The 20,957-nt window shown below is 59.5% G+C and carries 21 protein-coding genes and 1 other annotated feature; of the genes, 10 read left to right on the top strand and 11 right to left on the bottom strand.

The features are described from left to right. Positions 1–106 precede the first annotated feature (106 nt). A complete protein-coding gene (locus tag EDC28_RS12625) occupies positions 107–964 on the top strand; it encodes an NAD(P)-dependent oxidoreductase (protein ID WP_123421851.1) in 858 nt (285 codons plus the stop codon). A gap of 39 nt (positions 965–1,003) precedes the next feature. Here the strand turns inward: EDC28_RS12625 and EDC28_RS12620 are convergent, their stop codons facing one another. Continuing rightward, positions 1,004–1,303, bottom strand: a complete 300-nt coding sequence (locus tag EDC28_RS12620; RefSeq protein WP_123421850.1) for a YciI family protein — start codon at positions 1,301–1,303, stop codon at positions 1,004–1,006. A 331-nt stretch (positions 1,304–1,634) separates the two neighbouring features. Here EDC28_RS12620 and EDC28_RS12615 point away from each other — a divergent pair, with 331 nt between their 5' ends. Both EDC28_RS12615 and EDC28_RS12610 read left to right on the top strand, forming a co-directional pair. Next, on the top strand, positions 1,635–3,236 hold the full coding sequence (locus EDC28_RS12615; protein WP_050659436.1) for a methyl-accepting chemotaxis protein: 1,602 nt from the start codon (positions 1,635–1,637) through the stop codon (positions 3,234–3,236). 180 nt (positions 3,237–3,416) lie between these two features. After that, complete coding sequence (locus tag EDC28_RS12610; protein ID WP_170164118.1) at positions 3,417–5,441, top strand: methyl-accepting chemotaxis protein; 2,025 nt, start codon at positions 3,417–3,419, stop codon at positions 5,439–5,441. Between the two features lie 24 nt (positions 5,442–5,465). Here EDC28_RS12610 and EDC28_RS12605 read toward each other — a convergent pair whose 3' ends face one another. Both EDC28_RS12605 and EDC28_RS12600 read right to left on the bottom strand, forming a co-directional pair. After that, entirely contained in the window at positions 5,466–5,999 is a 534-nt protein-coding gene (locus EDC28_RS12605; RefSeq protein WP_123421848.1) for a septation protein A, read from the bottom strand. A gap of 33 nt (positions 6,000–6,032) precedes the next feature. Beyond that, positions 6,033–7,451: a RimK family protein gene (locus EDC28_RS12600; RefSeq protein WP_050659439.1), complete on the bottom strand. Its 1,419-nt coding sequence runs from the start codon at positions 7,449–7,451 to the stop codon at positions 6,033–6,035. Positions 7,452–7,601: 150 nt separating this feature from the next. Between EDC28_RS12600 and EDC28_RS12595 the strand changes: the two genes are divergently transcribed. Next, positions 7,602–8,684 carry a GNAT family N-acetyltransferase/peptidase C39 family protein gene (locus tag EDC28_RS12595; RefSeq protein ID WP_123421847.1) on the top strand — a complete coding sequence of 361 codons (1,083 nt, stop codon included), beginning with the start codon at positions 7,602–7,604 and terminating at the stop codon, positions 8,682–8,684. A 279-nt stretch (positions 8,685–8,963) separates the two neighbouring features. Continuing rightward, positions 8,964–9,173 carry a transcription antiterminator/RNA stability regulator CspE gene (gene cspE / locus EDC28_RS12590; protein ID WP_050659441.1) on the top strand — a complete coding sequence of 70 codons (210 nt, stop codon included), beginning with the start codon at positions 8,964–8,966 and terminating at the stop codon, positions 9,171–9,173. Between the two features lie 46 nt (positions 9,174–9,219). On the opposite strand, the gene EDC28_RS12585 is transcribed toward cspE, so the two are convergent. Genes EDC28_RS12585 through aroF form a run of 8 tightly spaced genes read right to left on the bottom strand, consistent with a single transcriptional unit; the run spans position 9,220 to position 16,877 of the window. Further along, on the bottom strand, positions 9,220–9,441 hold the full coding sequence (locus EDC28_RS12585; protein ID WP_050659442.1) for a DUF3820 family protein: 222 nt from the start codon (positions 9,439–9,441) through the stop codon (positions 9,220–9,222). A gap of 42 nt (positions 9,442–9,483) precedes the next feature. Next, the gene (gene trpA, locus EDC28_RS12580; protein ID WP_123421846.1) at positions 9,484–10,266 is read right to left on the bottom strand and encodes a tryptophan synthase subunit alpha; all 783 of its coding nucleotides are present in this window, start codon (positions 10,264–10,266) and stop codon (positions 9,484–9,486) included. Further along, positions 10,263–11,441, bottom strand: a complete 1,179-nt coding sequence (trpB, locus tag EDC28_RS12575) for a tryptophan synthase subunit beta (RefSeq protein ID WP_050659444.1) — start codon at positions 11,439–11,441, stop codon at positions 10,263–10,265. The genes trpA and trpB overlap by 4 nt, the downstream gene beginning before the upstream one ends. Beyond that, on the bottom strand, positions 11,438–12,778 hold the full coding sequence (trpCF, locus tag EDC28_RS12570; protein WP_123421910.1) for a bifunctional indole-3-glycerol-phosphate synthase TrpC/phosphoribosylanthranilate isomerase TrpF: 1,341 nt from the start codon (positions 12,776–12,778) through the stop codon (positions 11,438–11,440). The genes trpB and trpCF overlap by 4 nt, the downstream gene beginning before the upstream one ends. Next, positions 12,771–13,781, bottom strand: coding sequence for an anthranilate phosphoribosyltransferase (trpD, locus tag EDC28_RS12565; protein ID WP_123421845.1), 1,011 nt, complete (start codon positions 13,779–13,781; stop codon positions 12,771–12,773). The genes trpCF and trpD overlap by 8 nt, the downstream gene beginning before the upstream one ends. Further along, a complete protein-coding gene (locus tag EDC28_RS12560) occupies positions 13,778–14,356 on the bottom strand; it encodes an anthranilate synthase component II (protein ID WP_123421844.1) in 579 nt (192 codons plus the stop codon). Before EDC28_RS12560 ends, trpD begins: the two co-directional genes overlap by 4 nt. Further along, positions 14,353–15,867 (bottom strand): anthranilate synthase component 1, encoded by a 1,515-nt coding sequence (locus EDC28_RS12555; protein WP_050659448.1) that lies wholly within the window; start codon positions 15,865–15,867, stop codon positions 14,353–14,355. Before EDC28_RS12555 ends, EDC28_RS12560 begins: the two co-directional genes overlap by 4 nt. Further along, the gene (gene aroF, locus EDC28_RS12550; RefSeq protein ID WP_050659449.1) at positions 15,864–16,877 is read right to left on the bottom strand and encodes a 3-deoxy-7-phosphoheptulonate synthase; all 1,014 of its coding nucleotides are present in this window, start codon (positions 16,875–16,877) and stop codon (positions 15,864–15,866) included. Before aroF ends, EDC28_RS12555 begins: the two co-directional genes overlap by 4 nt. 24 nt (positions 16,878–16,901) lie before the next feature. Beyond that, positions 16,902–17,002, bottom strand: a sequence feature (Trp leader region). Positions 17,003–17,252: 250 nt separating this feature from the next. Between aroF and rnm the strand changes: the two genes are divergently transcribed. The 5 genes from rnm to rluB are packed head-to-tail and all read left to right on the top strand — an operon-like array spanning position 17,253 to position 20,942. Continuing rightward, positions 17,253–18,080, top strand: a complete 828-nt coding sequence (rnm, locus tag EDC28_RS12545; protein ID WP_123421843.1) for an RNase RNM — start codon at positions 17,253–17,255, stop codon at positions 18,078–18,080. Continuing rightward, positions 18,077–18,697, top strand: a complete 621-nt coding sequence (locus tag EDC28_RS12540; RefSeq protein ID WP_123421842.1) for an L-threonylcarbamoyladenylate synthase — start codon at positions 18,077–18,079, stop codon at positions 18,695–18,697. Before rnm ends, EDC28_RS12540 begins: the two co-directional genes overlap by 4 nt. Continuing rightward, positions 18,694–19,518: a segregation and condensation protein A gene (locus tag EDC28_RS12535; protein WP_050659452.1), complete on the top strand. Its 825-nt coding sequence runs from the start codon at positions 18,694–18,696 to the stop codon at positions 19,516–19,518. The genes EDC28_RS12540 and EDC28_RS12535 overlap by 4 nt, the downstream gene beginning before the upstream one ends. Further along, positions 19,502–20,068, top strand: coding sequence for an SMC-Scp complex subunit ScpB (gene scpB / locus EDC28_RS12530; protein WP_123421841.1), 567 nt, complete (start codon positions 19,502–19,504; stop codon positions 20,066–20,068). The genes EDC28_RS12535 and scpB overlap by 17 nt, the downstream gene beginning before the upstream one ends. Then, positions 20,061–20,942: a 23S rRNA pseudouridine(2605) synthase RluB gene (gene rluB, locus EDC28_RS12525; protein ID WP_123421840.1), complete on the top strand. Its 882-nt coding sequence runs from the start codon at positions 20,061–20,063 to the stop codon at positions 20,940–20,942. Before scpB ends, rluB begins: the two co-directional genes overlap by 8 nt. Positions 20,943–20,957: the final 15 nt, after the last annotated feature.

The following is a 20,957-nucleotide window of genomic DNA, read 5'->3' as shown; positions in this document are numbered from 1 at the left end:
TTGGCCGCAAGCAAAGAGCGCCCCAGGGCGCCGGGCCGGACATCTTGACCCGCTTGTGGCAAGCTAGGCCCCTTGTGAGCGCCAAGCGTCCTTTTAAGGAGTGGTAATGAAAGTCGCATTTTTGGGATTGGGTGTCATGGGCTACCCCATGGCAGGGCATCTGCAGGCCGCCGGTTATGAGGTTTGTGTCTACAACCGTACTACCGCCAAGGCCGAGCAATGGGCCAAGCAGCACGGTGGCCGTTTTGACGCCACCATCAGCGGCGCGGTGCAAGGCGCTGAGCTGGTGATGATGTGCGTCGGTAATGATGACGACGTGCGCGCCGTGGCCTACCAGGCCAAAGACGCCATGGCGCCGGGCAGCATCCTGGTGGACCACACCACCGCCAGCGCCGACGTGGCCCGCGAGCTCAACCAGGCCCTTGGCGCCTTGGGCCTCGGTTTTTTGGATGCCCCCATCTCCGGCGGCCAGGCCGGCGCCGAGAACGGCCAGCTCACCATCATGGTGGGAGGCGACGAGGCGGTCTACCAGCGCGCCGAAGCGGTACTTGCCACCTACGCCAAGCAAATCAAGCGCCTGGGTGATGCCGGTAGCGGCCAGCTCTGCAAAATGGTCAACCAGATCTGTATCGCCGGGGTAGTGCAGGGCCTTGCCGAGGGCATCAACTTTGCTCAAAAAGCCGGGCTCAACGTGGCCGACGTGGTAGAGGTTATCTCCAAAGGGGCCGCCCAAAGCTGGCAGATGGAGAACCGTGCCCTGACCATGGACAAGGCCCAGTACGATTTTGGCTTTGCGGTGGACTGGATGCGTAAAGACCTTGCTATTGCCCTGAGTGAGGCGCGCAAAAACGGCAGCGCCTTGCCGCTCACCGCCCTGGTGGACCAGTTCTACGCCGACGTGCAGCGTTTAGGCGGGAGTCGCTGGGACACCTCAAGCCTCTTGGTGAGGCTACAGAACAGCTGAAAAAAAACGCAGCCAGTTGGCTGCGTTTTTTGTTTGAGATCAGGGCAATACCTTCTTAAACGGCTTTACCTTAACGGCGCTGTAGACACCGGCCTCTACATAAGGGTCGGCGTCGGCCCAGGCCTGGGCTTCTACAAGGCTGGCAAATTCGGCAATCACCACCGAACCGGTAAAGCCAGCGTCGCCGGGGTTTTCACTGTCGATGGCCGGGCTGGGGCCGGCCAGTACCAGGCGGCCTTGCGCTTTAAGCGCTTCGAGGCGGGCCAGGTGAGCGGGCCGAACGCTGCTGCGCAGCGGCAAGGAATTGGGTACGTCTTCGCTGATAATGGTGTACAGCACTGTGGTGTCTCCTGAAAAAAGGGCCAAAAAGAAAAAAGCCCCGGGTAAGGTACCAGGGGCCAAAATATCAGGATGTCTCAGAGATGCACAGACACTGTATCGCAATGCCAGTTGCGAGCATTCTGCCCAAATGGGGTGACAGTTTTATGACTTGTTGAAAACGCTTTGATGACGTCTCTGGCCTTGGCAAACGGCCTTGGCGCGTCATTGCAAAAGGCTGTGTCAGCGGCGAGCGATGCCCGTTAAGCTGCTGATACAAAGAAAAAGTTTCGGTTGAGTTTTCGTTGTACCTGCCGATAACACCGATAACCTGTTTTGTTGAGATGTTGCCATGTCGTTGTCCCTAGCCAACAAAATTCGCCTGCCGCTGCTGCTGCTGACCCTATTAACCCTTTCTCTGCTGACCTTGGCCCATTTCGGTACAAGGGCGCTCCAGCAGCAGAACGACAACACCATTACCGAGTTGCTCCCGGCCATCAATGCGGTATTGCAGGCCGACCGCGACTTTTATCAGGCCCTGGTAGCCGAGCGTGACGCCATGGTCAGAAAGGCCGAGGGCAAGGATTTCTCCGCCGCCGTTAAAACCCGTGACGAAAACATCCAGCAGGCGCTGGATCGCTCGCAAAAAGCGGCCGATCTCACACCGCTGCCAGAAGTGGACGAGTTAATTAAATCCTTTCGCCAAGATGTGGCTGGCTGGCAGCAAAAAGCCAAAACCATGCTGCAAGGGACGGCAGCCGTGGCCAGCATCGAAGATCACTACGGCTTTGAAGATGCCCGCCGTTACCTCGATAAAAGCACCGAGCTGATTGAAAACCACATTCAGCAAATTGCGACCCGTGAGCACAACGCGGCTAATAGCCGGCTGGTAACCCTGTGGGTCGCTGGCGGCATTATCTTGGTTATCTTTGTGCTGATAGGTTGGCTGGTACCGGCATCGGTAGCCACCGCCACCGGCCGTATCGAGCGGCGTATCAAAGATATCGCCGAGGGCGATGGTGACCTTACTGCCAGGGTCAAGATCACCAGTGACGATGAGCTGGGCCAACTGGCCGGGCATTTCAACAAACTGATGGGCCAGCTGCATCAACAGATGCAGGAGGTGACGGAGGTGGCCGGTGAGATGAACCGCCATGCCCAGGAAGTGGAAAGCGCTGGCGGCATGACCCTATCGACCATCAACGAGCAGGTGCGCTCCCTGGAGCAACTGGTCACCGCCACTGAAGAAATTACCGCCTCCATCCAGGAAGTGGCGCAAAGCGCTGGCGACTCAGCCAAAGAAGCCCGCGCCGCCAGTATGGACGCCGAGCACGGCTCCGAGCTTGCCGGTAAATCGGTCAACCAGACCCGTTCGCTGTCAAACACCATGGCCCAGGCCTCCGAAGCGGTGTCGCTCTTGGAAAAAGAAGCTCAGAACATCGTTACCGTGCTGGATGTGATTGGCTCCATTGCCGAGCAGACCAACCTTTTAGCCCTTAACGCCGCCATTGAAGCGGCCCGGGCTGGGGAGTCTGGCCGGGGCTTTGCGGTAGTGGCGGATGAAGTGCGCACCCTTGCCGGGCGTACCCAGGAGTCCACCCAAAATATCCAGCAGATGATCACCCGCCTGCAAAGCGGCGTGAAAGGCACGGTGGAAGCCATGGAAAGCGGCATTATTGAAGTAGACAGCACCCTGGTAGCGGTGGAAGAAGCCACTCAGGCCTTTGCGCAAATTCAGGTGCGGCTCACCACCGTCAGTAACCGCGCCGACCAGATAGCGGCGGCCACCGAGCAGCAATCGATGGTGGTCAGCGATATCAACCAGAACCTGAGTAACATCGACGGCATGGCCAAGCAAAGCGCCGAGCATGCCAGAAGCAGCGCCCAGGAGGGTAAAGCGGTGGAACAAACCGCGCGGCGCCTAAGCCAGGTGGTAGGGCGCTTCAGGCTCTAAGCCAATGACCAAAGGCCTGCATCATGCAGGCCTTTTTTATGGGTGCTAGAGGGGGGCTTTTGGGGGGCGCATTTTACGGGTCAAGGATTGTTGACTATCTATAAGGTGTCGTTTGTGGTTGTTTTTTCGGTCATTTAAGGCGGGATGCCGATGACTGGTTCACTCACACCGGGGCCTCCTATGTCGCTTTCCCTTAGCAATAAAATACGCATTGCCTTGCTGGTGCTGACGGTGCTTACCTTAAGCCTGACTGCCCTGGCCCATTTTGGCACCAAGGCGCTGCAGCAGCAAAATGACGATACCTTGGTTAGGTTGATACCGGCAGTCAATGCGGTGTTGCAGGCTGACCGAGATTTTTATCAGTCGCTAGTGGCCCGCCAGCAGGCCATGGTGCGCAAAATGGAAGGCAAGGACACCGCCGAGGCCATGGCCACCCTCAATGACAATATCGGCCAGGCGTTAAAACGCTCGCAGCTGGCGGCCGACCTCACTCCCTTGCCAAAAGTCGATGCCCTTGTTAGCGACTTTCGCCGCCAGGTGGTGGACTGGCAGCAAAAGGCCACCGCCAAGCTCAATGCCCAGGTGTCTCTTAGCAGCATCGACTCCACCGATGATTTTGAAAAAATCCGCCTTTACATGGACCAAAGCACCGAACTGATTGAAGAACATATCAATGCGCTGCTAAAGGCCAGTGGCGATGGCAATGAAATTATGGGCAGTAGCGAGCTTGCCAAACTGCTGCCGGCCATCGATGCCGTTATTCAGGCTGACCGGGATTTTTACCAGGCGCTGGTGGCCCAGCAGGAGGCCATGGTGCTGTCTATGGAAGGTAAAGACACCAAAGCAGCCCTTGCCATTCGCGACCACAACTTCCAGCAGGCCATGACCCGCTCTGCTACCGCTGCCGAGAAGTCGCAGCTGCCCAAGGTCACTCAATTGGTCACCGCCTTTCACAACAACGCCCAGCAGTGGCTCAAGCACTCGGACGCCCAACTTGCCAACCGCACCAGCTTGAGTAGCCTTGATTCGAGCGAAGAATTTGAAAAGATCCGCACCTTGCTCGACCAAAGCACCGAGCTTATCGACGGCTACACCAAGGACACCACCAAGGCCGCCCATGACGCGGCCGAGCGGCGCCTCTTTATGCTCTGGGGGGCGGCGGCGGTGATCCTTGCCATTTTTATTGCCATCGGACTCTATATTCCAAGCTACGTGGCCCGCACCACCGGCCACTTGCAGCGCCGCATCAAGGATATTGCTGAAGGGGAAGGGGATCTCACGGCAAGGGTTGAGGTCACCAACAACGACGAACTGGGCCAACTGGCGCACCACTTCAACGATTTGATGCGCCAGTTGCAGCTGCAAATGCAGGAAGTGGCCGGGGTCGCCAAGGAGATGAGCAGCCATGCCCAGGAGGTCAAAGGCAGCGGCTCACGGACCTTGGGGGTCATTAACGATCAGGTGCGCTCCTTGGAGCAGCTGGTGACCGCCACCGAACAAATCACCGCCTCCATCCAGGAAGTGGCGCAAAGCGCCGGCGATTCGGCCAAAGAAGCCCGCGCCGCCAGTTTGGACGCCGAGCACGGCTCCGAGCTTGCCGGTAAATCGGTGAGCCAGACCCGCGCGTTATCCAGCACCATGGCCCAGGCCTCTGAAGCGGTATCGCTTTTGGAAAAAGAAGCCCAGAACATTGTCACGGTGCTGGATGTGATTGGCTCCATTGCCGAGCAGACCAACCTTTTAGCCCTTAACGCCGCTATTGAAGCGGCCCGGGCCGGTGAGTCTGGCCGGGGCTTTGCGGTGGTGGCGGATGAAGTGCGCACCCTTGCCGGGCGCACCCAGGAGTCCACCCAGAATATCCAGCAGATGATCACCCGCCTGCAAAGCGGCGTGAAAGGTACGGTGGAGGCCATGGAAAGTGGCCTTATCGAGGTAGACGGCACCTTGGCGGCGGTGGAAGAGGCCACCCAGGCCTTTGCCCAAATTCAGATGCGGCTCAGTACCGTCAGTAACCGTGCCGACCAGATAGCGGCCGCTACCGAGCAGCAATCGATGGTGGTCAGCGACATCAACCAGAACCTGAGCAATATCGACGGCATGGCCAAGCAAAGTGCCGACCACGCCCGGCAAAGCGCTGAAGAAGGAGACGCGGTAGAAGACACGGCGCTGCGGCTAAGCCAGGTAGTGGGGCGATTTAAGATATGAAAAAGCCGCCAGATGGCGGCTTTTTTAGGATTTTTCTTCTTCCGGCAAGTGCTTGTAAATCACCATGCCGGTTATCACGCAGGCCAGCAGGCTAAGGGCCGTGGTGCCAAACAGCTTGAAGTTAACCCAGGCATCCTGGGAGAAGTGATAGGCCACCACCAGGTTCAAAGCCGCCATCACCAGGAAGAACCCGCCCCAGCCAAAGGTGATGTTGCGCCACACCCCGTCAGGCAATTTGAGTTGCTCGCCCAGCATGGATTTAAGCAGGCTTTTACCGCTCATCTGGGCGCCGATAAGGGCGATGGCGAAGGCGGCATAAACCACCGTGACTTTCCACTTGATAAAGAGATCGGAGCGGAAGGCCAGGGTCAGGCCACCAAAGACCACCACGGCGGCAAATAGCCACCACTGCTGCTTGGAAACCGATTTTTTAACCAGTTTCACCACCACCAGCATCAGGGCGCTGGCCCCGATCAGTACCCAGGTGGCGGTGTAAATATTGGTCAACTTGTATGCAATAAAAAACGCGATAAGCGGCAGGTAATCGAGAAAAGCCATGTATTCCTCCGAACAACTGCCGCCCAGTCTACGTCAACTCATGCGCTTGACCAATTCCTGCATGATGGTGAGATACAGCTGGTCGCCGAGGACCTTGTCCTCGACACCGGAGTCGACGTTGGGGTTGTCGTTCACCTCAATCACCACCGGCTTGCCGTCTACCACTTTCAGGTCCACCCCAAACAGGCTGTCACCCATCAGGTTGGCGGCCTTGACGGCGGTTTCCACCACCTTTTTCGGTGCCGCCGCTACCGGCAGGGTTTCAAAGCCGCCGGACTGGGTTTTCTTGCCCGAGTGGTTGTAGATCTGCCAGTGGCCGCGGCTCATGAAATACTTGCTGACAAAAAGCGGCTCTTTATTAAGCACGCCCACCCGCCAGTCGAACTCGGTGTAGCAATACTCTTGCAGCAAGATCATCGCCGATTGCTTGAAGAAACCGGCGGCATGCTTGCGCACGTCTTCCAGGCTCTGGGCTTTGACTACCCCACGCGAGAAGGCGCCGTCGGGAATTTTCATCACCAGCGGAAAGCCCAGATCGGCGGCCGCCGCTTCCAGCGCGTCGTCGTCACCGCGCTGTACCACCCGGGTTTTGGGAATGGCCACCTTGGCCTGCTCCATCCGCTCGGCCAGATAAATCTTATTGGTGCAGCGCAAGATGGCTTCCGGGGTGTCAATCACCGCCAGGCCCAGGTTCTCGGCGCGGCGCGCCATTTGAAAGCTGGGGCCATGAATGCTGGTGGTTTCGCGGATAAAAAGGCCGTCGTATTCGGCCAGGCGCGCCGCCTGCTTGTGGGTAATCAGGTCTACCTGCACCCCCAGGGTGCGGCCGGCGCGAATAAAGCGCTTAAGGGCGCCGGTATCAGACGGCGGCAGCTTTTCTTCTGGGTCCACCAGCATCGCCAAGTCAAAGCGGTACTTGCGTTTGGGCTTTTTGACGCGCCAAATCTTGTGAGAAAAGGCGTCCAGCGCCTCGGCAAAGAGGGTTTCTTCTTCATCGGTGAGATTGGAAAGCCCCTTGGGTTTTAGCTTGGTAATGATGCCGTCTTTGAGGCTCGCTTCCAGAATAGGGGCTGGGAAACGGTCAAAAAGCTGCAAACCGAGTTCGGCAAACTCCGGGTTTAGCGTGCGGCCAAAGAAGATGCGAAAGGTGATATCCGCCTCTTTGGGGGCCTTGATGGTCTTGACTTCAGGGCCGTACAAGCCACGGCTGGCCAAATCGTTCAAGGTGGCAACGGAGGGCAGCACCCGGTGACCACGGGCTTCGGCCAGCAGGGAGCAATAGTAACCTTCACCCAGATAGCGGTAGCTGCCGGTGAGGTTCAGCACCTGGACTTTGTCGTCGCCTTTGGTCGGCGGCAATTTCAGGTATTGGCGGGCGGTGAGCAGATCGTCGGAAGGGTAGAGGCCTCCCCACTGTTTGGTGTCCTTGAGGAGGATGTAAAGCCGGGTCATGGGTCACTCCTGTGTTAATTGGCACAAAGGATGCGCGTAATAAGCGGGGCTCGCAAACAAGGATTTCTTGTTCTAAGGACAAATATCCTTTGCTGTAAGTTGGTGTTAATTGTGGCTATTGTGCAGCCAGTCCTGTAAAGGGTATGACCCATGAAAGCGCGCCTGGCCACCATTGCCGACCTTGACGATCTCCACGCCCTGGAGAACAAAGCCTTTACCCATGACCGCCTGGACCGGCGCCGCTGGCGCCACCTGTTAAAAGACGCCCACGGCCAGGTGTGGGTGGCCGAAGACAAGACCAAACTGCTGGGAGCGGCGGTGCTGCTGCTGAAAAAGGGCACGGCGCTGGCCCGCCTGTATTCGCTGGCGGTGGACCCTGCTGCCCGCGGCCGCGGTATTGCCAAATTGCTGATGGAAAAAATCGAAGCGGCCGCCATTACCGAGGGCTCGGTGGCTATTCGTCTGGAAGTGCAGGGCGACAATGTGGCCGCCATCGGCCTTTATGAGCGCTTTGGCTTTAAGACCATCGCTCCGCTGCTGGCTTACTACGAAGACGGCAGTGACGGCCTGCGCATGGAAAAACGCATCAAGGGAAAGCTGCCCAAAGGTAGCCTCAAGGTGCCTTTTTACCCGCAGCAAACTCGCTTTACCTGCGGCCCGTCTTGCCTGCTGATGGCGCTGTCGGCGCTCAAGAAAAAACACAAGCCGCGCATCAGCGACGAGCTCAACCTCTGGCGCGAGTCCACCACCATTTATATGACTTCCGGCCACGGCGGCTGCTCCGGTGAAGGCCTGGCCCTGGCCGCTGCCGCCCAGGGCTTGGAGGTGGGCCTGTGCGTGTCGGACCGGGAGGTGCCTTTTATTGAAGGGGTTAGGAACCCGGAGAAAAAGCGCATTATCACCGTGGTCCACGAGGATTTTTCCAAGCGTCTTAAAAAAGCCGGTATTCAGCGCATCTATCAGCGACTGGAGCTTGACGCCCTGGCCCGGCACTTAGACGGTGGCGGCCTGGCGTTGGTGCTTATCTCCACCTACCTGATGCACAACGAGAAGGCGCCGCACTGGGTGTTGGTGGTGGCCATGGACCAGCGTTTTGTCTACCTCCACGACCCGGATCTCGAAGACGTGGAAAGCGTCACCGACAACATCGCCATGCCGGTGCCCTTAGAGGCTTTTTTGCGAATGGCCCGGCTCGGGCGGCGGCAATATTCGGCGGCATTGCTGCTCAGATGAGCAGCCCAAAACGTTGCCTTGAGGGATTGTCGTTAAGAAACAGCCGATTGCATTTTATTCCAGGTCTCAAAAATAGTCCTGTACGGCCGGTAACCTTGTGCTATTATTTGCACCGGCCGCAAAGTGCGGTCTTACTTTATGTAACAGTCAAGATTTGAATACTTCATCTACACATTCGCTTTACCCAGTAATGTTGTCCTGAAGCTTCACTAACTGTTTGTAATCATAAGTAATTTGTTTAATGCGCGCAGGCGCACAGTCAAACTTCAGGAGACTACCATGTCCAACACTACTGGCACCGTAAAATGGTTCAACGAAGAGAAAGGTTACGGCTTCATCACCCCCGAGAACGGCGGTGCTGACGTATTCGTTCACTTCCGCGCTATCCAAGGTACTGGCTTCAAAGTACTGAAAGAAGGCCAAAAAGTTTCTTTCACCGTTGAGCAAGGCCAAAAAGGCCCTCAAGCTGCCAACGTTATTGCTCAGTAAGAGACAATATCGCGGTGAATAAAAAGGACGCTTAGGCGTCCTTTTTTTATGGCTGCGTTTTCTGCAGCGGGTCGAGCAACCGGTCCAGTCCTTCTACCTTCAGCGCCAGTGCCAGGGCCATCAGCTGGCCCAGCTCCCCTTCGGGAAAGCCCTTGTGCTGAAACCACAAAAGATATTCCTCCGGCAGCGCCATCAGCGACTTGCCCTGGTACTTGCCAAAAGGCATCCGGGTGTTGGCCAGCGTTAAAATCCTTTCTTTATCCAGCATCGGTCTCTCTTGTGAAAAAGGCCCGGTTGGGCCCTTTAATGCTCAGCGGCTGGCCGCTTTCATGCCTTCGACAAAGCGGGCCAGGGCATGGGGGCTGCGCTCGGCAGCTTTAACCGTGGCACTGCCGCTGATGGCGCCGTCGCAGCCAGAGGCCAGGGCGGCTTTGACTTGAGATGGTTCGCTGATGCCAAAGCCCAGCACCACCGGCGCCGAGTTATAGCCCTTTAAGGTCTCGATGATGTGGCCAAGGGGCTTGCCGGCGGCGGTTTCGGTGCCGGTTACCCCGGCGCGAGACACCAGATACACATAGCCCTCGCTAAGCTCGGCCACCGCTTTTAAGGTGGCATCCGTGGCGTTGGGGGGGGCTATCATCACCGGCGCCACACTGGCGGCTTTGGCAGCGGCCACAAAAGGTGCGGATTCTTTGAGTGGCACGTCGGCCACCAGCACCGAGTCCACCCCGGCGGCTTTGGCATCTTGGTAGAACTGCTCGATACCGGCTGCAAACACCAGGTTAGCGTAGGTGAGTAGCCCTACCGGCAGCTCTGGGTACTTGTCTTTTAAGCGGCGAATAAGGCCGAGGGCCTTTTTCGGGGTGGTGCCGGCCCCTAGGGCGCGCAAGGTAGCGGCCTGGATGGTGGGGCCGTCTGCTACCGGGTCGGAAAAGGGCATGCCCAGCTCCAGGGCGTCGGCGCCGTTTTCGGCCATGATGCAAAGGTGTTCGAAGCTGGTTTCCAGGTCCGGGTCACCCAGGGTCAAAAAGGGAATGAAAGCCCCTTCCTTGTCGGCGCGCAGGCGCTCAAACATCGCGTCATACAGGCTCATTGCGCGGCCTCCAGGTTCATGATGGTGTTGAGATCTTTATCGCCACGGCCGGAAAGGTTCACCAGCAGCACTTCTTCTTTGGTGGCGGCTTTGGCGCGCTTGAGGGCGTAAGCCAAGGCGTGGGAAGACTCAATAGCCGGGATAATGCCCTCTGAGCGGCACAGGGCTTTAAAGCCTTCGATGGCCTCATCGTCGGTGATGGCCACATACTGAGCGCGGCCGGTCTGGGCGAGATAGGCGTGCTGCGGCCCCACCGCCGGGTAATCAAGGCCGGCAGAGATGGAGTGAGACTCTTCCACCTGGCCTTCGCCGTCCTGCATCAGGTAGCTCTTCATGCCGTGCAAAATCCCGACCCGGGCCAGGTGGATAGGGGCGCCATGCTTGCCGGTGTCCAGGCCTTCGCCGCCGGGTTCGACGCCGATAAGCTCCACGCCTTTTTCTTCGATAAAGTCGGCAAAAAGGCCAATGGCATTGGAGCCGCCGCCCACACAGGCGATGGCGGCATCGGGCAAGCGGCCGATGGCTTCGAGCATCTGGGCCTTGGCTTCTTTACCGATAATGCGCTGGAACTCGCGCACCAGATGCGGGAAGGGGTGCGGGCCGGCAGCGGTGCCCAGCAGGTAGTGGGCGCTGTCGTAGTTGGCGGCCCAATCGCGCAGCGCCTCGTTGACGGCGTCTTTCAAGGTGCCGGAGCCCGAATGCACCGGAATAACCTCGGCGCCCATCAGCTTCATGCGATAGACATTGGGCTGCTGGCGCTCACAGTCTTTGGCACCCATGTAGATGCGGGCCTTCAGGCCCAGCATGGCCGCCACCATGGCGGTAGCCACCCCGTGCTGGCCAGCGCCGGTTTCGGCGATGATTTCCTTTTTACCCATACGCTGGGTCAGCAGGCCCTGGGCCAGAACCTGGTTGGTCTTGTGGGCGCCGCCGTGCACCAAGTCTTCACGTTTTAGGAAGATGCGCACCAAGGGGTTGGGGCTTAAATGAGTCGCCTCATAAAGCGGAGTGGGGCGGCCGGCATAGTGCTTGAGCAGCTTGCCCAGCTCTTCTTGAAAGCTCGGGTCGACCAGGGCGCTTTCAAAGGCCTCGGTCAGTTGGTCCAGGGCCGGGACCAGGATCTCCGGCACATAGGTGCCGCCGAATTCGCCAAAGTAGGGGGAGAAATGGCTCATGCTTGCCTCATCAACTGAAAAGTCTTTTGAATAAGGGCTGGATCTTTGACGCCGGGGGCCAGCTCCAGTTTGGAATTAAGGTCAAGGCCGATGATGCCGGGTACATCTTGGGCGCTTTGGACGTTGTCCGGGCCAAGGCCGCCGGCCAGCATCAGCGGCACGGCAGCGTCTTGGGGCAGTTTGGCCCAATCAAACGTGGCGCCGGTACCGCCAAATTGCCCTTGGTGTTGCGAATCCACCACCAGCCGGTCAACCGCCAATGCCGGCACGGCATCGACGGTGCAGGCCTTCCAGATTTGGGCCTGGGTCTTGCCGCGAAGCGCCGCCACATAGGCGGCATCTTCGTTGCCATGCAGCTGCACCGCAAACAGCCCCAGGCGATCGGCAATGGCCGCCACCTGCTCGGCAGGGGCGTCCACAAAGACGCCGACATAGGCAAGGGGCGCGCCAGCCTTGATGGTGGCCGCTTCGGCTTCGGTGACGGCGCGCGGGCTTTTGCCCGCAAAAATCAAACCGCCGTAGGTGGCGCCAGCGTCATAGGCGGCCTTGGCGTCGGCCGCTTTGGTCAGGCCACAGACCTTGTGCTCGCCCAGCACCAATTGGCGGCAGGCAAGGTTCACATCATGTTTGCTCATCAGCTCCGAGCCTACCAAAAAGCCCTTGGCCACCGCTTTTAGGCGCTTAACATCGCTGTGGGTTTTGATGCCGGACTCGCTAATGACCACCCGGTCTTCGGGAATGGCTTTGGCCAACTGCTCGGTGCGGGCCAGGTCAATGGTCATGTCGTGCAGATTGCGGTTGTTGATGCCGATGATGCGGGCGCCCAATTTGACGGCGCGGTCGCGCTCTCCCGGGGTAGCCACCTCGGTGAGGATATCGAGATTCAGCTTTTGCGCTTCTTCGGCCAAGGCCAGGTAGCTGGCGTCATCCAGTACCGACAGCATCAGCAAAATGGCATCGGCTCCCAGGTAGCGGGCCAGGCGCACCTGGAAGGGGTCGATGAAAAAGTCTTTCATCAGCACCGGCACCTTGACGCTTTGCGCCACGGCAGCCAGGTAATCGGGGTGGCCCTGAAAATAAGGCTCGTCGGTCAGTACCGAAATGCCGGAGGCATATTGCTGGTAAATGGCGGCCAGGGCTTTAGGGTCAAAGTCTTGGCGAATAAGGCCCTTGGAGGGGCTGGCCTTCTTGCACTCCAGAATGAAGCCGCTGCCGTAGCGCAAACTGTGCTCCAACGAGCGTTTGGACAGCGGCAGGGTCATGGTGGCGGCACGTGGGTAGCGAGCCTTCAACTCGGGCAAATCGGCCTTTTTACGTTCAACGATTTCTTCAAGCACTGTGGCCACGGAGAGTCTCCTTTAACTGAACAAGGGTGGCCATGGCCTGGCCGCTTCTTATGATGTCGCCGGCCTTGGCCACCCCTTCCTTCAAGGTGTGGGTAATGTCGGCCAAGTAGAGCAGGGCACCTGCATTAGCTGCAACTGCATCAAAGTACGGGCCTGGCTCGCCCCTTGCCAGCAGTTTTTCAAGGGCGCGGGCATTAAAAGCGCCGTCGCCCCCGGCCAGTTGTTCGATGCTGGCGCTGTTAAGGCCGAGATCGGCCGGGGTCAGCTGGTATTGGATAAGGGCGCCGTCGCGAATTTCCACCACTTGTGTGGGGCCGTGCAGGGCCAGTTCGTCAAGGCCACTGCCGTGCACCACCAGGCCCCGCTCCACGCCCATGGCCATTAGCGCCTGGGCAATGGTTTCCAGCAGCGCCGGGTCATACACCCCCATCAGCTGAAAGTTGGGCCGCGCCGGGTTGACCAGGGGGCCTACCAGATTAAAGAGGGTGCGGGTTTTGAGCGCCTGGCGTACCGGCATGGCGTGCTTGATACCGGGGTGGTACTGGGGCGCCGCCAAAAAGCATAGGTTGGTGGCCTCCAGGGCCTTTCTGGCCAACTCGGGTTCTACCAGCACCGGGATGCCAAGGGCGCTCAACACGTCGGTGCTGCCAGACTGGGACGACACCGCCTTGTTGCCGTGCTTGGCTATCCGCACCCCGGCCGCTGCCGCCACAAAGGCGGCGGTGGTGGAAATGTTGAGGGTGTTGGCGCCGTCGCCACCGGTGCCGGCGCAATCGACGATATCGCCGGCCGGGCGCGGGAAGGGCTTGGCGGCGGCCAGCAGCGCCTGGGCCAGGCCTTGCAGCTCTTCGCTGGTTTCGCCGCGTACCTTCATGGCGGCAAGGGCGGCGGCCAGATGCAGTGGGTCCATGTCGCCGGCGGCCATCTTGGCAAAAAAGGCCTGGGACTCAAGGGCGCTCAGGCGCTCGCCTTTAAGGAGTTTTTCAAGGCTCATGCCGCCCCCCGCAACAGTCTCAGGGCATTTACCAGCAGCTTATGGCCATCGCGGGTCAGCAGAGATTCGGGGTGGAACTGCAGGCCAATGGCGGGCGCCGATTTGTGCACTACTGCCATCACTTGCTGTTCGGTGTCGGCCACCACGTCAAGCTCTGCTGAAACGGTATCGGCCACCAAGCTGTGGTAACGGCCAACCATGGGCGCTTCGCCCATGCCGTCAAAGAGGGCATGGGGCTTGATGTTCAGGCGAAAGGCCTTGCCGTGGCGAGGCAAAGGCGAGCGCTTGAGGCTGCCGCCGGTGGCTTCCACCAGTGCCTGATGACCCAGGCAAACCCCAAGAATGGGGTAGCGGCCCAGGGCTTTTTGCAGCACTGCCATCAGGTTGCCGGCCGATTGCGGGTTACCGGGGCCGGGGGAGAGCAGCAGCACCGCATCGGGGGTGCTGGCCAGCTTGTTCATAATGGTGTCTACCGACACGGTATTGCGGTAAATCACCACTTCTTCGCCCAGGCGGCGGCAATCGTCCACCAGGTTGTAGGTAAAGGAGTCGAGGTTATCGAGCAGCACTATCATGCTTTGACCTCCTTGGCGCCCAGGGCGCGCAGCACCGAGGCGGCCTTGTGGCGGGTTTCATCGGCCTCAAATTGCGGGGTGGAGTCAAACACCACGCCGCCGCCCGCTTGCACGCAGGCCTCGCCGTTTCGCACCACTGCCGAGCGAATAACGATGGCGGTGTCCATGTCGCCACGGGCGGTCACGTAACCAATGGCGCCGCCGTAGGCGCCGCGGCGCCGGCCTTCTACTTTACGAATAAGGTGGGTGGCCATGATTTTCGGCGCGCCGGTCAAGGTGCCCATATTGAGCGCCGACTGGTAGGCGTGCAGGGCGTCAAGGTCGCGGCGCAAGGTGCCTTTAACCCGGGAAACGAGGTGCATCACCCGCTCGTAGCGGTCCACTTTCAAGAGATCGGTCACGGTGCGGCTGGCAGGCTCTGATACCCGGGCCACGTCGTTACGAGCCAAATCCACCAACATCAGGTGTTCGGCCTGTTCTTTTTCATCCAGGCGCATTTCCAGCTCAAAGCGGCCGTCTTCGTCGGCATCGACGCCACGGGGGCGGGTGCCGGCGATGGGGTAGACCGCCAGTTCGCGGCTTTGGCTGTCCACGGTCAGGGCGCTTTCCGGGCTGGCGCCAAAGAGGCTAAAGCTGCCGGCGTTTAAAAAGAACATGTAGGGGCTGGGGTTTTGGCTGCGCAGCGCCTGGTAGGTGATAAGCGGCGCCGGGCAGGGCGCCAGAAAGCGCCGGGACGGTACCACTTGGAAGCAATCACCGGCGAGGATGTGCTCTTTAAGCTGGGTTACTTGCGCTTTGAAGGCGTCGTCTTCCGGCACTACTGTGGGCACCGCCGGGGCCTCGATGGCCACCTTGGGCAGCGCCACCGGGGATTTGAGCAGCTGCTGGTAGCTTGCCAGGCGCCGGGACAGTTCGAAGTACGCAGCTGACTGGGTGCCTTCCAGCGCCAGGGCCAGCAAGGTGGCGCTCTGGTTGCGATGGTTCATGTAGAGCACGGTTTCGGCGAGGTAAAGGCACAAATCCGGCACGTCTTCATCGCCGCCCACCTCGGGCAGCTCTTCAAGGCTTGCCACCAAATCAAAGCCAAAGAGCCCGGCCACCATGCTGGAAAAAGGCATGTCGGCGTCTTTGGGCAGTAAGGTCAGCAGCTCACGAACCAGGGTAAACACCGAGGGCGCTTTGAGCCGGGAGTCTTCGTCCAGCTCTGGGTCGGGCTTGGGCACCGACAGGGTCAGGGTGTCGCCGGTGAGGCTGGCATTCATGCCGAGGCGCTCGCAAAGGCGCGGCAGCAGGGTCTGGCCGTTGGCGGTGAGGGCCTTGACCGTCAACTCGCGGCCAAGGGCGGTAATTTTCAGGGCCGCATCGGTGATGATAAGGCTCTGGGTGGCGTTGCCGGCGCTGGGCTCAGCCGATTCCAGCAGCAAGGTATTGGGCCTGTCGGCCAGGGTTTTATAAGCGCTTAACGGGTCTGGGCAGTTGCCCAGACGCAGGCGCAGCAGGGCAGGGCTCACAGGGTTCTCCCGGCGGCGGCCACAAAGGGTTTGAGTTCACGCATCAGCTGCTCGAACAGGTCCTGGGTCAGGGCCTGGTGGCCGTCAGACAGCGCTTCTTTGGGGTTCATGTGCGACTCGACGATGATGCCATCGGCGCCTACGGCGGCGGCGGCGCGGGACAGCGGGATCACCAACTCGCGGATGCCGGTACCGTGGGAAGGGTCCACCACCACCGGCAGGTGGGTTTTTTGTTTAAGAAGCGCCACCGCGTTCAAATCCAAGGTGTTGCGGGTGGCGGTTTCAAAGGTGCGAATGCCGCGCTCACAAAGCACCACATTGGGGTTGCCCTGGGCGAGGATGTATTCGGCGGCCAACAGGAACTCCTCGATGGTGGCGCTCAGGCCACGTTTGAGCATCACCGGCTTGCCGGTTTTACCCACCGCTTCTAAGAGGCGGTAGTTGTACATGTTGCGGGCGCCGATTTGCAGCATGTCCACATAGCCCGCCATCATCTCGGCATCTTCCGGGCTGATCACTTCCGACACGGTAGGGATGCCCAGCTCCTGGTTCACTTCTTTGAGGAGTTTGAGGCCCTCAACCCCCAGGCCCTGGAAGGCATAAGGGCTGGTGCGGGGCTTGTAGGCGCCGCCGCGAATGGCCACGGCGCCATTGGCCTTGACCATCTTTGATACCGCCATCAACTGCTCGCGAGACTCCACCGAGCAGGGTCCGGCGATCACCACAAAGCGCTCGCCGCCGATCTGGGTGTTGCCCAGCGGCACCTGGGTGTCGTGGGGGTGCAGTTCGCGGGCAACCAGCTTGTACTTGGAGAGGATGGGTTTGACTTCTTCGACTATGGGGTCGGCTTCGATATTGAGCTCAGCCAGCACCCGCTCGTCGCCGATGGCGCCCAGCACGATGCGCTCGACCCCCGGCATGTAAAGGGGCTTGAGGTTTTTGGCTTCGATGCGGGCCAGGATTGCTTGGGCATCGGCTTCGGTGGCATGGGGTTTGAGTACGATGATCATGATGTTTCTCTTTGAATTTAAAAAATAAAAAAGCCCGCTTTGGGGGCGGGCTTTAGCAATCTTTGTTTGCAAACAACAAGGTGCAGCTAGCCCGCCTGACGCCAGGAATGCCACCACCACCAAAGTTTCATGTTGCTTGCGAAAGTGTTCATTTTTATCTGCTCTTAAACGAAAAAGGCCCGCTTTGCTGCGGGCCTTAGGAATGCTTTGACGGATACCACCAAGCACACAGCCCGCTTATGGGTTGTGCCACCACCAGATGAGGTTGATTGCTTGATTTTGCATGAGTTTTGTCTCTGCCGTCTTTAAAAGTCGCCTTCAAACTAAAGCCGTTTTTTACCGCTGTCAACGGCTTATTTCAGGTAGAATGGCGCCATGCATCATGATCTCCATAGCCACACCCACTTTTCTGATGGTCGCCTGAGCCCCACTGAGCTGGTTAACCGTGCTCTTGAGCGGCGGGTGACTCACCTTGCCATTACCGATCATGACTCGGTGTCTGGCCTTAACGAAGCCCAGGCGGCGGCCAGCGGCACCGAGCTGACGGTTATCAACGGTATCGAGTTTTCTACTTGTTGGAAAAACAAAGAGATACATATAGTAGGGCTGTGGGTTGACCCTTCGCATCCGGGGCTGCTGGCGCTGATTGACGCCCAGGCCTCGCGCCGCGAGGCCCGCGGTGAGGAAATCGCCCGGCGCCTTGAAAAAGCCCGTATACCCGATGCCCTGGCCGGTGCCCGCCGTTATGCGGGGGAAGGGACCTTAACCCGCGCCCATTTTGCCCAGTACCTGTTGGAGCTGGGTAAAGCCACCAGCATGCAGGGTGTTTTTAAAAAGTACATGACCCGTGGTAACCCCGGCTATGTGCCGCCGCCCTGGCCCGAGATGAGCCAGGCCATTGACGCCATCGCCGCCAGCGGCGGGGTGGCGGTGCTGGCCCACCCCGGCCGCTACAGCCTCAGTGGCAAGTGGCTGCGTCAGCTGATCAGTGACTTTGCCGCCATGGGCGGCGGCGCCCTGGAAGTGGCCCAATGCCAGCAGCCGCAAAATGAGCGGCGCTTTTTGGCCGATTTGGCCGCCGAGCATCAGCTGGCCGGGTCCCAAGGGTCTGATTTTCACTACCCAAGCCCCTATGCCGAGCTTGGGCGAAACCTTTACCTGCCGGCCGGTTGCCGCGCAGTCTGGGAAAGGGAGCCAGTATGAGCCAGTTTTTTTATGTCCATCCAGAGAACCCGCAGGCGCGGCTGATAAGCCAAGCGGTGGCCATTATTCGTGGTGGCGGGGTCATTATTTACCCCACCGATTCGGGCTACGCCCTGGGTTGCCACCTGGGCGACAAAGGCGCTCTGGAGCGCATTATTCGCATCCGTAAGTTGCAGGACGACCACAACTTCACTTTGGTCTGCAAGGATTTGTCGGAGTTGTCCCTCTATGCGCGGGTCGATAACCAGGCGTTTCGCCTTATTCGCAACAATACGCCGGGGCCTTACACCTTTATTTTGAAAGGCACCAAAGAAGTGCCCAAGCGGCTGTTGAATCCCAAGCGTAAAACCATCGGTCTTCGGGTGCCGGACAACGCCATTGCCCTGGCGCTGCTTGACGCCCTGGGCGAGCCGATGATGTCCACCTCCCTTATTTTGCCCGGTAACGATTTCACTGAGGCCGACCCGGAGGAGTTCCGCTATGGGCTGGAGAATCAGGTGGACCTCATCATCAATGGCGGCGTGCTGGGTGAAAAGCCCACCAGCGTCATTGACATGAGCGAAGAGGCCGTTGAGATTGTCAGGGTAGGCTCCGGAGACGTGACCCCCTTTCAATGACCCAGGACGCGCCAACCCAACCTGTCCAGCAACCCCTGCCGCTGGCTTTTGTGCACGGGCAGCCCTTCACCGAGCTGCCCGAAGACTTGTACATTCCGCCCGAGGCCCTGGAAGTGTTCCTGGAGGCCTTTGAGGGCCCGCTGGACTTGCTGCTCTACCTTATCCGCCGCGACAAAATCGACATCATCGACATGCCCATCGCCCGCATCACTGCCCAGTACATGGAGTACGTGGAGCTGATGCAGGAGCTCAAATTGGAGCTGGCCGCCGAATACCTGGTGATGGCGGCCATTTTGGCCGAGATCAAGTCGCGGCTGCTGCTGCCAAGGCGCACCAGCGAAGACGGCGAAATCGAGGTAGACCCTAGGGCCGAGCTTATTCGCCGCTTGCAAGAATACGAAATCATCAAACAGGCTGCCCAAGACATCGACGCTCTGCCACGGGTAGAGCGCGATACCTTCCTCGCCGATGCCGACACCGGCCCGAGCTGCGCCCCCATCCGGCTGCTGCCTGATGTCGAGCTCGACGAGCTGGTTACCGCCCTTGCCGGGGTGCTCAAGCGCGCCGCCATGTTTGAAAAGCACCAGATCAGCAAGGAAAAGCTGTCTACTCGCGAGCGCATGGCGCGGGTGCTGGAGATCTTAAGTGAGGCCGGGCACCTGCCTTTTGTGGCGCTTTTTACCCTCGAAGAGGGGCGTGCCGGGGTGGTGGTCACCTTCGTGGCTATCCTTGAGTTACAGAAGCTGGCGGCAATACGCATTATCCAGCCCGAGCCCCTTAGCCCCATTCGTGTGGAGATCCGCCATGGCGAAGATCAGTGACGAGCAGCTCAAACAGGTGCTGGAAGCCGCCTTGCTGGTGGCCGGCCGGCCCATGACGCCGCAGGATTTGCTGGACAGCGTCTTCCAAGGCTTTACAATCTCGCGTCCCAAACTGGTCAAGGCGCTTAAAGCGCTGGAGCTGGACTACCGGCCCCGCGGCATTCACCTGGTGGAAGTGGCCAGCGGCTGGCGCTTTCAGGCTGACGATGCCCTAAGCCCGCTGCTGTCAAGGCTGTGGGTGGAAAAGGCCCCCAAGTACTCCCGGGCCACCCTGGAGACCCTGGCCCTTATCGCCTATCGCCAGCCGGTGACCCGCGGCGAAATCGAAGAAGTGCGCGGGGTGGCGGTCAGCACCCAGATCATCCGCACCCTTGAAGAGCGCGGCTGGATAAAAGTGGTGGGCACCAAGGAAGTACCGGGGCGGCCATCGCTGTATGGCACCACCCGCCAGTTTCTGGACGACATGAATTTAAAAGGCTTGAGCGAATTGCCCGAGCTGATGGAAATCACCAACCCAGCCGAGAGGCTCGAAGAGGTAACACATGAGTGAAAAACTGCAAAAAGTCCTGGCCCGTGCCGGCCATGGCTCCCGCCGCCAACTGGAAACCCTGATCTCCGCCGGCCGCATCAGCGTCAACGGCAAGGTCGCTACCCTGGGTGACCGTATCGACAGCAGCGCCGAGGTGCGTATCGACGGTCACCAGGTGGCGATTGCCAGCGAAGAAGAGGTGATCTGCCGGGTGTTGATGTACAACAAGCCCGAAGGCGAGCTGTGCTCCCGTAAAGATCCCGAAGGCCGCCCGACCGTGTTTGACCGCCTGCCGCGCCTCAAGCAAGGCCGCTGGGTGGCGGTAGGGCGCCTGGATATCAACACCTCAGGCCTGCTGCTTTTTACCACCGACGGCGAGCTTGCCAACCGTCTGATGCACCCGAGCCACCAGGTGGAGCGGGAATACCAGGTACGGGTCTTTGGCGAGGTGCCGGAGGCCATGGTGCAAAGCCTGCGTAAAGGGGTGCAACTGGAAGACGGCCCGGCCAGCTTCAATACCATCAAGCGCACCGGCGGTGAAGGCATCAACCAGTGGTTTGCCGTTACCCTGGCCGAAGGCCGTAACCGCGAAGTACGCCGTCTCTGGGAGTCCCAGGGCGTTAAGGTCTCGCGCCTTATCCGTACCCAGTACGGCAAAATGGAGCTGGACCGCAAGCTGCCCCAAGGTGGCTGGAAAGAGCTTCAGAAGGTAGATGTTAACTACCTGCGCGCCATGGTGGGCCTGAAGGAAGAGACCCGTTCGATGCTTGATGAACGCGCCGAAGCCAAGGACAACCCCTATGTGCGTGCCGCCCGTATTCGCCGCGCCGTCAAACGCGACCGCGCCCGGGAAAGCACCCAAACCCAAGGGCGCCGTGCCCGTAAGCCGACCTGAAAAAAACGCCGCTTA

The organism is Gallaecimonas pentaromativorans, from assembly GCF_003751625.1.
GTDB lineage: Bacteria > Pseudomonadota > Gammaproteobacteria > Enterobacterales > Gallaecimonadaceae > Gallaecimonas > Gallaecimonas pentaromativorans.
This window is presented reverse-complemented; position numbering and strand designations above follow the sequence as displayed.